The 13,062-nt window shown below is 72.4% G+C and carries 15 protein-coding genes; 10 read left to right on the forward strand and 5 right to left on the reverse strand.

Annotated elements, in window-relative coordinates:
• Positions 1 to 32: 32 nt before the first annotated feature.
• Positions 33 to 1,040 (forward strand): ADP-ribosylglycohydrolase family protein, encoded by a 1,008-nt coding sequence (locus tag ABT171_RS11715; protein ID WP_351242406.1) that lies wholly within the window; start codon positions 33 to 35, stop codon positions 1,038 to 1,040.
• A 4-nt stretch (positions 1,041 to 1,044) separates the two neighbouring features.
• Positions 1,045 to 1,794, forward strand: a complete 750-nt coding sequence (locus ABT171_RS11720) for a nucleotidyltransferase domain-containing protein (RefSeq protein ID WP_351242408.1) — start codon at positions 1,045 to 1,047, stop codon at positions 1,792 to 1,794.
• On the opposite strand, the gene ABT171_RS11725 is transcribed toward ABT171_RS11720, so the two are convergent.
• Positions 1,720 to 2,463 (reverse strand): nucleotidyltransferase domain-containing protein, encoded by a 744-nt coding sequence (locus ABT171_RS11725; RefSeq protein WP_351242410.1) that lies wholly within the window; start codon positions 2,461 to 2,463, stop codon positions 1,720 to 1,722. The genes ABT171_RS11720 and ABT171_RS11725 overlap by 75 nt on opposite strands.
• Positions 2,464 to 2,485: 22 nt before the next feature.
• Positions 2,486 to 2,953, reverse strand: coding sequence for a Rieske (2Fe-2S) protein (locus tag ABT171_RS11730; RefSeq protein WP_351242412.1), 468 nt, complete (start codon positions 2,951 to 2,953; stop codon positions 2,486 to 2,488).
• Positions 2,954 to 3,111: 158 nt separating this feature from the next.
• Here ABT171_RS11730 and aroH point away from each other — a divergent pair, with 158 nt between their 5' ends.
• From aroH to der, 5 genes are all read left to right on the forward strand, one after another.
• On the forward strand, positions 3,112 to 3,474 hold the full coding sequence (aroH, locus tag ABT171_RS11735) for a chorismate mutase (protein WP_351242414.1): 363 nt from the start codon (positions 3,112 to 3,114) through the stop codon (positions 3,472 to 3,474).
• Positions 3,471 to 4,556: a prephenate dehydrogenase gene (locus tag ABT171_RS11740; RefSeq protein ID WP_351242416.1), complete on the forward strand. Its 1,086-nt coding sequence runs from the start codon at positions 3,471 to 3,473 to the stop codon at positions 4,554 to 4,556. Before aroH ends, ABT171_RS11740 begins: the two co-directional genes overlap by 4 nt.
• Before the next feature lie 115 nt (positions 4,557 to 4,671).
• A complete protein-coding gene (cmk, locus tag ABT171_RS11745) occupies positions 4,672 to 5,367 on the forward strand; it encodes a (d)CMP kinase (RefSeq protein ID WP_351242418.1) in 696 nt (231 codons plus the stop codon).
• Positions 5,325 to 6,017 (forward strand): lysophospholipid acyltransferase family protein, encoded by a 693-nt coding sequence (locus tag ABT171_RS11750; RefSeq protein ID WP_351242420.1) that lies wholly within the window; start codon positions 5,325 to 5,327, stop codon positions 6,015 to 6,017. Before cmk ends, ABT171_RS11750 begins: the two co-directional genes overlap by 43 nt.
• A 90-nt stretch (positions 6,018 to 6,107) precedes the next feature.
• Positions 6,108 to 7,589 carry a ribosome biogenesis GTPase Der gene (gene der, locus ABT171_RS11755; protein WP_351242422.1) on the forward strand — a complete coding sequence of 494 codons (1,482 nt, stop codon included), beginning with the start codon at positions 6,108 to 6,110 and terminating at the stop codon, positions 7,587 to 7,589.
• 62 nt (positions 7,590 to 7,651) lie between these two features.
• Here der and ABT171_RS11760 read toward each other — a convergent pair whose 3' ends face one another.
• On the reverse strand, positions 7,652 to 8,050 hold the full coding sequence (locus ABT171_RS11760) for a hypothetical protein (RefSeq protein WP_351242424.1): 399 nt from the start codon (positions 8,048 to 8,050) through the stop codon (positions 7,652 to 7,654).
• A 134-nt stretch (positions 8,051 to 8,184) separates the two neighbouring features.
• Positions 8,185 to 8,976, reverse strand: a complete 792-nt coding sequence (locus ABT171_RS11765) for a DUF8842 C-terminal domain-containing protein (RefSeq protein WP_351242426.1) — start codon at positions 8,974 to 8,976, stop codon at positions 8,185 to 8,187.
• A gap of 538 nt (positions 8,977 to 9,514) precedes the next feature.
• Here ABT171_RS11765 and ABT171_RS11770 point away from each other — a divergent pair.
• The 3 genes from ABT171_RS11770 to ABT171_RS11780 all read left to right on the forward strand — a co-directional run bounded on the left by ABT171_RS11770 (position 9,515) and on the right by ABT171_RS11780 (position 11,778).
• Positions 9,515 to 10,195 carry a LysM peptidoglycan-binding domain-containing protein gene (locus ABT171_RS11770; RefSeq protein ID WP_351242428.1) on the forward strand — a complete coding sequence of 227 codons (681 nt, stop codon included), beginning with the start codon at positions 9,515 to 9,517 and terminating at the stop codon, positions 10,193 to 10,195.
• A gap of 80 nt (positions 10,196 to 10,275) precedes the next feature.
• A complete protein-coding gene (locus ABT171_RS11775) occupies positions 10,276 to 11,286 on the forward strand; it encodes a helix-turn-helix transcriptional regulator (RefSeq protein WP_351242430.1) in 1,011 nt (336 codons plus the stop codon).
• A 276-nt stretch (positions 11,287 to 11,562) separates the two neighbouring features.
• On the forward strand, positions 11,563 to 11,778 hold the full coding sequence (locus ABT171_RS11780; RefSeq protein ID WP_351242432.1) for an I78 family peptidase inhibitor: 216 nt from the start codon (positions 11,563 to 11,565) through the stop codon (positions 11,776 to 11,778).
• 134 nt (positions 11,779 to 11,912) lie between these two features.
• Here the strand turns inward: ABT171_RS11780 and ABT171_RS11785 are convergent, their stop codons facing one another.
• A complete protein-coding gene (locus ABT171_RS11785; protein WP_351242434.1) occupies positions 11,913 to 12,965 on the reverse strand; it encodes a phosphatase PAP2 family protein in 1,053 nt (350 codons plus the stop codon).
• Positions 12,966 to 13,062 lie beyond the last annotated feature (97 nt).

Genomic DNA, 13,062 nt, shown 5'->3' on the forward strand with positions numbered 1-13,062 from the left:
CAGGATGACGATAAAGGGGGATGGTGATTCACATGCCGAAACACGCGGCGACCGGCGCACTCCTCGGCCTCGCCCTCGGGGACGCCCTCGGCTTCCCGACCGAGTTCAACGACGTGCCGCAGATCCTCGCCAAGTGCGGGCCCTGGCGGGAGATGGAGCTGCCGCGGCGCGCCTTCGTCTCCGACGACACCCAGATGACCCTCGCCGTCGGGCGGGCGCTCAGGACGGCCATGGAGCGCGGGTACCTCGCCCCGAAGCGGCTGGAGCGGCCGCTGCGGGAGGAGTTCGTGGACTGGTACGACTCCCCGGACAACAACCGCGCCCCGGGCAACACCTGCCTGACCGCGTGCGGCCTGCTGAAGGAGGAGGGCCGGGCCTGGCAGGACGCCAGTCAGGTCGGCTCCAAGGGCTGCGGTGCCAACATGCGGGTCGCCCCCGTCGGACTCGCCCCCGGTCTGAGCGACGAACAGCGTTCCGGCGCCGCCCAGTTGCAGTCCGCCCTCACCCACGGCCACCCCACCGCGCTCGCCGCCTCCGACCTCACCGCTCACGCAGTCCACCTGCTGGCGCAGGGCGTCGATCCGACGGGCCTGGTCGGCCGGCTGCGCTCCTACGCCCTCGACCACCGCACGCACTACGACCACACCTGGCTCGGCGACCTGTGGACCCGCTCCCAGGACCCCGGCCCCGAGCACTTCATCGCGCGCGGCTGGGACGAGTGCCTGGCCGTCCTCGACCGGCTCCAGGCGGCCGTACGGACGGTCTCCCCGGAGACCGACCCGTGCCTGGCCACCGGCGCGGGCTGGATCGCCGAGCAGGCCTTCGCCACCGGTCTGCTGTGCTTCCTCCTCTTCCCCGACGAGCCCGTCACCGCCCTGCGCCGGGCCGCCTGCTCCTCCGGCGACTCCGACTCCATCGCCTGCCTCACCGGCGCCTTCGCGGGCGCCTGGCTGGGCGCGGATGCCTGGCCCGCCGACTGGGCGGAACGGATCGAGTACCGGGGCGATCTGTTGGCGCTGGGTGCGCTCTGGGACGCTTAGGCCCATGATCGACGACCTCGACATCGACCTGAAGCCCGTGGTCGCGGAACAGCCCGACCCCCTGCTGTTCGCGACCGTCTCCGGAGCCCATCTGTACGGCTTCCCCTCGCAGGACTCGGACGTGGACCTGCGGGGCGTCCACCTGCTCCCCGCGGCCGATCTCGTCGGCCTGCGCGAGCCGGAGGAGACCCGTTCGCGGACCTGGGTGCGCTACGGCGTCGAGCTGGACCTCGTCACCCATGACCTGCGCAAGTTCGTCCGGCTGATGCTGCGCCGCAACGGCTATGTGCTGGAGCAGCTGCTCTCCCCGCTGGTCGTGCACACCGGGGACACGCACCGGGAGCTGGCCGCGCTCGCCCCCGACGTCCTCACCGGTCACCACGCCCACCACTACCGGGGCTTCGCGGTGACCCAGTGGCGCCTGTTCGAGAAGACCGGCGAACTCAAGCCGCTGCTCTACACGTTCCGGGTGCTGCTCACCGGTATCCACCTCATGCGCAGCGGCGAGGTCCAGGCGCACCTGCCCACGCTCCTGGAGCTGGTCGACGCGCCCGGCTATGTGCCCGACCTGATAGCCGCCAAGGGCGAGCGGGAGCACGGGGCGGCCGGCGTCGAGCACGCGCGCGTGCAGGCCGACGTGGAGCGGCTGCACGCCGTGCTCGACGAGGCCCAGGCCGCCTCAGCCCTGCCGGACGCTCCCGCCGCGTACGACGCCCTGCACGACTTCGTCATACGCGTCCGTCTGCAGGGCTGAGTCCCGGCGGACCCGGAAGAGGAAGTCGGCCACGCGCGCGTGGTCCGGCTCGGGCGGCAGCGGGGTGCGCTCCAGGGCCCGCTCCGTCTCCGCCCCCAGCCGGGCCATCCACGCCTCGACACCCGTCCAGGGAACCTCGCCCCGCTTCACCGCCAGCAGCGGCTCCCGCTGGTCGCCGACGTCGATCCGCAGCTCGCCGGTGCGCAGCAGGTCGCGGGCGGTCATCAGCAGGCGCAGCAGGTGCATGGCGTGCTTCCAGCGCGGGGCGCCCGTCGTACGGACGCCGGCGTCCAGTTTCCTGCGCTGGCCGAGGGCGTACCGGGTGAAGGTGTCGTGGGCCCGGCGGGAGAGGAAGGCGTCGCGCAGCGACAGCAGCTCCCGGCCGGTGTCGTCCAGGTGCTCCACGAGCGGGGAGTGCAGGCACTCCAGGATGTTCGGGTTGCCCCGCAGCGCCAGCTCGCAGAACCGCTCCAGCTCCCAGGAGAACTGCTCGTCCCCCGGGCCCTCCACATGCGTGGGCGGCTTCTCGAACCGCCAGAACAGGGGAGTCGGGGCGAGGAACACACCCCGGCGGTCCGTGTCGCTCGTGTCCGTCGCCAGACCGAAGGCCCGGGACCCCATGACACAGGCGTAGACGGTGTGGTCGCGCACCAGGGTCTCGGGCTGCATGCGGGGAGCGTACGCGGACCCCTCACGTCAGGTGGATCGAATTTCCCTCCACCTTGATCGACTTCTTCGGCAGCGGCCTGGTCGCCGGGCCGTGGGCCACCGCGCCGTCGGCGATGCGGAACCTGCTGCCGTGACACGGGCAGTCGATCGTGCCGTCCGCGACCTTGCTCACCGTGCAGCCCATGTGCGTGCAGACCGCCGAGAAGGCCCTGAACTCACCCTTCTTCGGCTGAGTGACGACGATCTTGTGTTCCCCGAAGACCTTGCCGCCGCCCTCCGGGATGTCGCGCGTGCTCGCCAGCGCCCTCTCGTCGGAGGAGTCGGAGACCGGGGAAGTGGGGGCCGGGGAGGCGGGGGCCGGGGAGGAGGGCACCGCGGACGCGGACGCCGGGGAACTCCCGCCGTTGCCGCCGCCGCATCCGACGCATCCCGCGGCGAGGGCCGCCGTGCCCGTCGCCAAAGCCGTGCGCCGCGTCGCGGGCTGGTTCATGTCACCACTCCATCCAGACGGGAAAACAAGGGATCGAACCGGTACATACCGGAACAGCCGCATCGTCTCAGCGATCGGGCGCCGTGCGCCGTGTCCGCGCGGGCTGACTACGCTGGACGGACCAAGAACAGATCCGCACGTCAGCAGGGAGCGACGCCGTGGCGGTACGAGCGGTCCGGGGGGCCGTCCAACTGGAGCGGGACGAGGCCGGGCACATGGACGAGCGGGTCGGAGCCCTGCTCACCGCGGTCCTGGAGCGGAACGGGCTGACCACCGACGACCTGATCAGCATCTGGTTCACGGCCACCCCCGACCTGCACAGCGACTTCCCGGCCGCCGCCGCCCGCAAGCTCGGCATCGTCGACGTGCCCCTGATCTGCGCCCAGGAACTGGACATCGAGGGCGCCATGCCCCGGGTCGTACGGCTCCTCGCGCACATCGAGTCGGACCAGCCCCGCGCCGGCATCCACCACGTCTACCTCGGCGCCGCGGCCGCCCTGCGCAAGGACATCGCCCAGTGAGAACCGCACTCGTCATCGGCACCGGCCTCATCGGCACCTCCGCCGCCCTGGCCCTCGTCCAGCGCGGCGTCGTCGTCCACCTCGCCGACCACGACCCCGAGCAGGCCCGGACGGCCGCCGCGCTGGGCGCCGGCACCGACGAGGCCCCCGACGGCCCGGTCGACCTGGCGGTCGTGGCCGCCCCGCCCGCCCATGTGGCCGGCGTCCTCGCCGACGCCATGCGCCGGGGCGTGGCCCGCGGCTACCTGGACGTGGCCAGCGTCAAGGGCGGCCCGCGCCGCGAGCTGGAGGCGCTCGGCCTCGACCTCACGGCCTACATCGGCACGCACCCCATGTCCGGCCGGGAGAAGTCCGGCCCGCTGGCCGCGACAGGCGACCTCTTCGAGGGCCGGCCCTGGGTGCTCACCCCGACCCGGGACACCGACACCGAGGTGCTCAACCTCGCCCTGGAGCTGGTCTCGCACTGCCGGGCCGTCCCGGTCGTCATGGACGCCGACGCCCACGACCGCGCCGTGGCCCTGGTCTCGCACATGCCTCACCTGGTGTCCAGCATGGTCGCCGCGCGCCTGGAGCACGCCGAGGAGGCCGCCGTACGGCTGTGCGGGCAGGGCATCCGGGACGTCACCCGGATCGCCGCCTCCGACCCGCGCATGTGGATCGACATCCTGTCCGCGAACCCGGGTCCGGTCGCCGACCTGCTCTCCGACGTCGCCGCCGACCTGGGCGAGACCGTCGAGGCCCTGCGCGCCCTGCAGTCCTCCGACGAGGCCAAGCGGCGCGAGGGCAGCGCCGGCATCGAGGACGTGCTGCGCCGCGGCAACGCGGGCCAGGTGCGGGTACCCGGCAAGCACGGCAGCGCGCCGCGGGTGTACGAGACCGTCGTCGTGCTCATCGACGACCAGCCCGGCCAGCTGGCCCGCATCTTCGCGGACGCGGGACGGGCCGGGGTCAACATCGAGGACGTACGCATCGAGCACGCCACCGGGCAGCAGGCCGGTCTGGTCCAGCTCTCGGTCGAGCCCAAGGCGGCGGCCGTCCTGAAGGAGGCACTGCGGGAGCGCGGGTGGGCCCTGCGGCAGTAGCACCGGGCCCGGGATCCCGCGTGCGTCCGGACGAGTGACCCGCACCCAGTAACCTTGTGCAGGGCGCTCTCGCTCCCCGCCCCCCGCCAGCACCGCACCAGGAAGGTGTCCCTCCGTGGAAAACGGCGCCGCCCCGACCGCCAAGCCCGTGATCGTCGCGATCGACGGCCCCTCCGGCACGGGCAAGTCGAGCACGTCGAAGGCCGTCGCCGCGCAGCTCGGCCTGAGCTATCTGGACACCGGCGCCCAGTACCGGGCGATCACCTGGTGGATGGTGAACAACGGCATCGACCTGGAGGACCCGACCGCCGTCGCGGCCGTCGCCGGCAAGCCGGTGATCGTCTCCGGCACCGACCCGGACAAGCCGACCATCACGGTCGACGGCGTCGACGTGGCCGGCCCGATCCGCACCCAGGAGGTCACCTCCAAGGTCAGCGCGGTCAGCGCGGTGCCCGAGGTGCGCGCCCTGATCACCGAGCTGCAGCGCTCGATCGCCGCCGGCGCGGAGAACGGCATCGTCGTCGAGGGCCGTGACATCGGTACGACCGTCCTCCCCGACGCCGACCTGAAGATCTTCCTCACCGCCTCCCCGGAGGCCCGCGCGGCCCGCCGCAGCGGCGAGCTGAAGGGCGCCGACGTGCACGCCACCCGCGAGGCGCTGATCAAGCGGGACGCGGCCGACTCCAGCCGCAAGACCTCGCCCCTCGCCAAGGCCGACGACGCGGTCGAGGTGGACACCACCGAGCTCACCCTCGCCCAGGTCATCGAGTGCGTCGTCACCCTGGTCGAGGAGAAGCGGGCCGGCGAGTGAACCGACCGCCGGTTGCTTCGCCGCGGGGCGCCGAGGTCGGGCGGCGCATCGGCGTCGGCCTGATGTACGGCCTGTGGAAGCCGCGCGTGTTCGGCGCCTGGAAGGTGCCGGCCACCGGCCCGGTGATCTTCGCCGTGAACCACTCCCACAACATCGACGGCCCGATGGTCATGGGCGTGGCACCCCGGCCGACGCACTTCCTGATCAAGAAGGAAGCCTTCGTCGGCCCCCTGGACCCCTTCCTGACCGGCATCGGCCAGCTGAAGGTGGACCGCGCCACCGCCGACCGCACGGCGATCACCCAGGCCCTCGGCGTGCTGGAGAACGGCGGAGTGCTGGGCATCTTCCCGGAGGGCACCCGGGGCGAGGGCGACTTCGCGTCGCTGCGCGCCGGGCTCGCCTACTTCGCGGTACGCAGCGGGGCGCCGATCGTGCCCGTCGCCGTACTGGGAAGCACCGACAGGCGCGGACGGTTGATAAAGGGGCTGCCGCCCCTGCGCTCCCGCGTCGACGTCGTCTTCGGCGACCCCTTCGACGCGGGCGACGGGAGCGGGCGGCGTACGCGCAGGGCGCTGGACGAGGCGACCGAGCGCATCCAGAAGCAGCTCACCAGCCACCTGGAAAACGCCAGGCGCCTGACCGGGCGCTAGGCGACACTTGAGTAGTGGATCAGCCCACGGGGTTCATCCCATCAGGGCCCTTCCACCGATCACCACGAAGAACGACGAGGTACGGACTACATGAACGACGACATCCAGCCCGGCGACTCGGCTGAGCACGAGTACGACCACGGGGCTCTCGGCGACGCCGAGTACGCGGAGTTCATGGAGCTCGCCGCGGAAGAGGGCTTCGACATCGAGGACGTCGAGGGCGCCATCGAGGCGGCGGGCCACGGACCGCTGCCCGTGCTCGCCGTCGTCGGCCGCCCCAATGTCGGCAAGTCGACCCTGGTGAACCGGATGATCGGCCGCCGCGAGGCGGTCGTCGAGGACCGGCCGGGCGTCACCCGCGACCGCGTCACCTACGAGGCCGAGTGGGCCGGCCGCCGCTTCAAGGTCGTCGACACCGGCGGCTGGGAGCAGGACGTCCTCGGCATCGACGCCTCCGTGGCCGCGCAGGCCGAGTACGCGATCGAGGCGGCCGACGCGGTCGTCTTCGTCGTGGACGCCAAGGTCGGCGCGACCGACACCGACGAGGCCGTCGTACGGCTGCTGCGCAAGGCCGGCAAGCCGGTCGTGCTGTGCGCCAACAAGGTCGACGGTCCGAGCGGCGAGGCCGACGCGGCCTACCTGTGGAACCTGGGCCTCGGCGAGCCCCACCCGGTCTCGGCCCTGCACGGCCGCGGCACCGGCGACATGCTGGACGCCGTCCTGGAGGTCCTGCCGGACGCGCCCGAGCAGTCCTTCGGCACGGCCATCGGAGGCCCCCGCCGCATCGCCCTGATCGGCCGTCCGAACGTCGGCAAGTCCTCCCTGCTGAACAAGGTGGCCGGCGAGGAGCGCGTCGTCGTCAACGAACTGGCGGGCACCACCCGCGACCCGGTCGACGAGCTGATCGAACTGGGCGGTGTGACCTGGAAGTTCGTCGACACGGCGGGCATCCGCAAGCGCGTCCACCTCCAGCAGGGTGCCGACTACTACGCCTCCCTGCGTACGGCGGCCGCCGTGGAGAAGGCGGAGGTCGCCGTCATCCTGATCGACGCCTCCGAGAGCATCTCCGTGCAGGACCAGCGGATCGTCACCATGGCCGTCGAGGCGGGCCGCGCCGTGGTCATCGCCTACAACAAGTGGGACACCCTCGACGAGGAGCGCCGCTACTACCTGGAGCGCGAGATCGAGACCGAGCTGGGCCAGGTCGCCTGGGCCCCGCGGGTGAACGTCTCGGCCCGCACCGGCCGCCACATGGAGAAGCTGGTCCCGGCCATCGAGACCGCCCTCGCCGGCTGGGAGACCCGGGTGCCCACCGGCCGCCTGAACGCCTTCCTCGGCGAGCTGGTCTCGGCCCACCCGCACCCGATCCGGGGCGGCAAGCAGCCGCGCATCCTGTTCGGCACCCAGGCCGGCACCAAGCCCCCGCGGTTCGTCCTCTTCGCCTCCGGCTTCATCGAGGCGGGCTACCGGCGCTTCATCGAGCGCCGCCTGCGCGAGGAGTTCGGCTTCGAGGGCACCCCGATCCACATCTCGGTGCGGGTGCGCGAGAAGCGCGGCACGAAGAAGAAGTAACGCCGGTACGACGCGAAGGGCGGCACCTGGTCCGCCAGGTGCCGCCCTTCACCGTGCGCCGGTCACATACCCCGGCGCGGCCCCGGCGGCAGCGCCGCCGGCACGTGCTGCATCCCCGTGTCGTGCTGCTGCCGCCCCAGCGTGCCGATCCGCTGCCACTGCGACTGCTGCCGTGCGCTGTAGGCCCCCGCGCTGTAGGCGCTGTACGAGCTGCTGAACGACCCCGCCCGGTGGCCGCCGTACCCGCCCGTACGGTCCGGAAGCTGACCGAAGGGGCTGAACCTCAGCCCCTCCTCCCCGCTCCGGTCACCCGGCAGGGTACGGAAGCTCTTGACCCACTCCGCGTAGAGCGAGTCGTAGATCGGCGTGGCCGAGGCACCACCAGCCCCTTCCTGCCCCGTTCGGGCAGAGGGGATGGTGGAGAAGGATGACCGGCGGGGTGGAGTGTCGTATGCGTGCACGTATGTCCAAACGACCGGAACCTCAAAGAGATGCGGTCACCGCAACCCCCTGAGGGGCGCGGGGAACTGCGCGGCGAGCCGCGATGCGCCCGCAGCCGCCGGACTGCGTGCAGCCCCCGCCCATGAGGCGCCCCTCACGTCCCCGCGAGAGGCAGCGCCGCAGCGACCAGCTTCCCGTTCGCCGCCGCCTTGTCGAGAGAGTCCCGCAGCAGGTCCTCCCGCGGCTGCCGCCCGATCGACCCCACCGGCGCCGCGAACATCAGCACCTGCTGGTGCTTGTTGGCGGCGGCCCGCCAGCTGTCCGTCACCTGCAGCGGCTGATGCGCCTGCCACCAGGCGACCGGCTGCCCGCCGCCCGCCGACGGCTGCAGCACCGCGTGCAGCTGGCCCGCGGCGAGCAGCACCGACCAGCCGTGCAGCACCGGCGGCACCGACGCCAGCTCGGTCACCGGCATGAACCCCTGCTCGATCAGGAGCGGAAGGAAGTCGTCGCCGGTCCCGGTCGTGCCCGGACGCACGATCGGCGAGGTCGGCTCGACGACGAGCGCGGGGTGCAACTCGCCCTCGACCAGGACGAGACCGCTGGTCACGCCGAGCACCGCCGGCTCGGCCGCGGCCTGCTGCGGCGCGCCCCCGGCGGCCTCGCCGGCCATCCCGCCGATGGAACGGACGGCGCCCTGCAGCTGCTCCTCGGTGACCTGGACGACCTGGGAGGGCAGGCAGCTGGCGTGGGCGAAGGCGAGGACGGCGGTCTCGTCGCCGACGAACAGAACGGTGCTGGTGCGCTCCTGCTCGGAGTCGCCCGGCGTGCGGCAGGACGTGCAGTCGTAACTGCCCGGGGCGTTCTCTCCGGCGAGCAGCCGGTCGGCTTCTTCGTCGCCGATCTCGGCGCGTACGGCGTCACTGACGTCGAGCATGCGCGGCACGGTGGCTCCCTCGGGATGCGGTGCTGGGTCGGCCGGGTGGCTCCCGGCCGATGAGCCCCGGGGTTCCGGGCTCATGAAGGAGACAACGGGCGTCCTGTGGTGGGAGTCACGCCTCAAGGGCGACCGGTTCGAACCAAGCAGCGCGCACGGTCACCTTGTGTGCGGAATCCGCTACTCGAAGTCAACTCCTCGCCACGTCAAGGAACTTGGCGCGGTGAGGTGAGTCACAGATCGCTTCAGTCGGTGGTCGAAAAATCGGGAAATCAGCGCATGTAGTGGGTGGCTGAAAATCGCCGATACTCGCGGTAACGGGCAACTGGCCTGGACTGACGGTGAGTTGGTTGATTCCGGCCGCTCGACCTCCCTACATTCCTCCGCCGTGTGCAACGAGCACCGCTCGGGTACGTCCGACGGCCGGCACCGGCAGAGCACCACGCCGGCACCGGCCACGCGGACGGGGCGGGCACGACCGGTCGCGCTCCTGCGCGGCGAGGCGTGCTCCGCCTGGGGGAGCCCGGGTTCGTGGAGAGGGAATTACATGTCCGAGTGTGCCGATACCACCCGCAGCACCGCCCGTCACGACGGCGCCCGCAAGGGCCGTACGACGGCCGCGCTCGCCGGAGCCGCCCTGCTGGCCCCACTGGGCCTGCTGGCCGCCACCGGCAACGCCGCAGCGGCGGACAACGGGGTGTGGGACCGCATCGCCCAGTGCGAGAGCGGCGGCAACTGGCACATCAACACCGGCAACGGCTACTACGGCGGGCTCCAGTTCTCCGCCGGCACCTGGCGCGCGTACGGCGGCACCGCCTACGCCCCGACGGCCGACCAGGCCTCCAGGAGCGCGCAGATCGCCGTCGCCACCAAGGTCCAGGAGGCCCAGGGCTGGGGCGCCTGGCCGGTCTGCTCGGGCCGCGCCGGAGCCTATGGCGCCGCTCCCGCGGCCGACCGCGGCGGCTCCTCCGGTACGGCGGCCCCCCAGGGCGGCGCGACGACGAAGTCCGCCCCGGTGAAGTCCGCCCCGGCGACGGCCCCGCAGCGCCCGGCGGCCCACACCGGCCGCAGCGCCTCCCGCGGCGACTACACCGTCCGTGAGGGCGACACCCTGAGCGCCATCGCCACCCGGCACGGGACCACCTGGCAGCGGATCTACGCCGCCAACAAGAAGGTCATCGGCGACGACCCCGACCTGATCGTGCCCGGCCAGCGCCTCGCGCTCTGAGCCCCGCCCGGTCCGCCCGAGACAGCCGCTGTCCCCGACGAGGACAGCGGCTGTCCGCATGCCCTGGCAGACTCGGCCCCATGTTGGAGACCTCGGCACGTCTTTTGCGCCTGCTCTCGCTGCTCCAGGCCCATCGCGAGTGGTCCGGCGCCGAACTCGCCGACCGGCTCGGCGTCACCGCGCGCACGGTCCGCCGGGACGTGGACCGGCTGCGCGAACTGGGCTACCCGGTCAACGCCAGCCCCGGCACCGGCGGCGGCTACCAGCTGGGCGCGGGCGCCGAACTCCCGCCGCTGCTGCTGGACGACGACGAGGCCGTCGCCGTGGCCGTCGGCCTGCGCACCGCCGCGGGCCAGGGCATCGAGGGCATCGGCGAGACCTCCGTACGCGCCCTCGCCAAGCTGGAGCAGGTGCTGCCGAACCGGCTGCGCCGCCGGGTGAGCGCCCTGAACGCCTTCACCGTGCCGATGACGAGAAGCGGCCCGCCGGTGTCGCCGGTCGACCCGGCGCTGCTCACGGAGCTCGCGCACCTGTGCCGGGACGCCGAGCTGCTGCGCTTCGCGTACAGGAGCCACGACGGCACCACCAGCCGGCGTACCGTCGAGCCGCACCGGCTGGTGTGCAGTGAGCGGCGCTGGTACCTGGTCGCCTGGGACGTCGACCGGGCGGACTGGCGGACGTTCCGCGTCGACCGGATCACCCCCAGGCCGCCGCACGGGCCCCGCTTCGTCCCGCGCGAGCCGCCCGCCGAGGACCTGGCCGCCTATGTCTCGAAGGGCGTCTCCACGCGCGCGTACGCCACGCACTCCGCCGTACGGCTGCTGGTGCCGCTGCACGAGGCCGCCGAGCGGATCTCACCGTCCGCCGGCACGCTGGAGGCCGACGGCGCGGACGCGTGCGTCCTGCGCTCCGGCGCGGCGAACCTGGACGTGATGGTCGTCCACGTCATGATGCTGGGCTTCCCCTTCGAGGTGATCGAGCCCGCCGAGCTGACCGAGGCGATCAGGAGCGTCCGGGACCGGCTGGACGCGGCTCTGGCCGCGGCGCCCGCCCCGCCGGCGGCGCATGGCGGTCATGTGTCGAACCGGTGAAATACCCGTGGGGGCGTCAGCTGCCGTGACGGGGCACCGGATTGCACGGGGAATCCCACTCCGGAGCCGTCCCGATCGCCACTGCAGCGCTTTTCCCGGGGTAATTGGAGGGGTGCTGCGCGACCCGTGAATTCCGGCCGATAGCCCCGCTGAGGCCTGCGGAAACCCTCGTACGTGTGAAGGGGAACGAGGGATACCTCGGCCGGGAAGCTGTGACAGAAGTGTGACGGGAGTCTGATAGGACTCTTACCCTGCGCCGCGGGGTAGCGTGGCGGCATGGCACCGATTCCCACTCCGCCAGCGGAGCCCCAGGACAGTCCGGACGGGTACGTCGGCCTCGACGCCGCGCACGCCGAGCGGCTCGCCCGGCAGCGGGGGTGGTCGACGGTGCGGTCGTTGCCGCCGGGGGCGGTCGTCACCATGGAGTACCGGGCGGGGCGGCTGAACTTCGAGGTGCGGGACGGTCTCGTCGCCCGCGCCTGGAAGGGGTAGCGGGTCCTTCGTCCGCGGGCCCGTCGCGGCGGGTCGCCGGTATGGCCGAGGCCCCGTTTCCCTCCTCGGGGATGCGGGGCCTTCGTCGTGGTGCGGGGCGGTTGTGCGTACCGGCCCCGCCGGCCTTCGTGCCGTCAGCCGCCGGTCAGCGGGCGGGCCGGCTGGGTGGTGCCGCGGGGTGGGCGGTGGTCGGCGTGGGGTGGGCGGCGGCTGCCCGCGGGGGTGACCGGGGTGCGTTCCGAACGGGTCGTGTGCGGACCCGGGGCCAGATGGGCCAGCCCTCTGGAGGCACGGGTCGAGGCGACCGGCTCGCGTGCCGGGGCCGGTTGCTCGGCCGGTGTGGCCCGCGGCCTGAACACCACCGGCGTGACCGGGACGGCCGGTTCGGGCACCGGGCGGCCGCGGCGGGTGCGCAGGAGGTCGCGCAGGAGCTCGCGCACGAAGTCGCGCAGACCGAACACCGTGGTCTCGACCCAGGCGATCAGCGGCTCGAACCACGGCAGGGCGAGCAGGATCAGCAGGCCCGCGGCCCAGCCCAGCAGGACGTCGCTCAGCCAGTGCGTACCGAGGTAGACGGTGGTGAGGCCGACGCCCAGCGCCGTGATCGCGGACAGTGCCGACAGCCAGCGGCGCGCTCTCGGGGTGGAGGCCAGATAGGCCAGGATGCCCCAGGTCACCACCGCGTTGGCGGTGTGGCCGCTGGGGAATATATCGCCGCCCTGGCCCATCTCGTTCGAGCCGATCACGGTCGCGTAGTGCGGACCGAGGCGCCCCATCCCGAGCTTGGCGGCGCCGACCGTCATGTTCAGCAGCAGCAGGGAGGTGGCCAGGGTGAGCAGCGGGCGCAGCGTGTGCTGCCGCCAGGAGCGCCAGCCGAGCCAGGCCGCGACCATCACCGCGGTGGGGCCGCGCTGGCCGAGCACCACGTAGTAGTCGAGGAAGGCGTGGATCTGCGGCCACTGCTGGTACGGCCGGAAGAACATGACCTGCCAGTCGAGCCGGACCAGCCAGGACGTGATCACCACGGCCCACACGATCGCCAGGTAGAAAGCCAGGGTCGCGGTGAAGAGAACGACCCGGTGCCGGCTCATCCTTGGCACATCGATGTGGGCCGGTCGTTCCGGCTCACGGTCGAGTCTGGCGAACACCCGGTCCAGACGCCGGGTGAGGTTTCGTTCGGTACGCACCCAATCGACGTTACAGCGAGTGAGCTGTGTTCCCGGTCGTAACAGCGGCTTTGTGATGACGATGTGATGTGGGAAACCTCTCAAGGTGGCCCGAATT

It is taken from the genome of Streptomyces sp. NPDC001851 (assembly GCF_040297165.1).
Classification (GTDB): Bacteria; Actinomycetota; Actinomycetes; order Streptomycetales; family Streptomycetaceae; genus Streptomyces.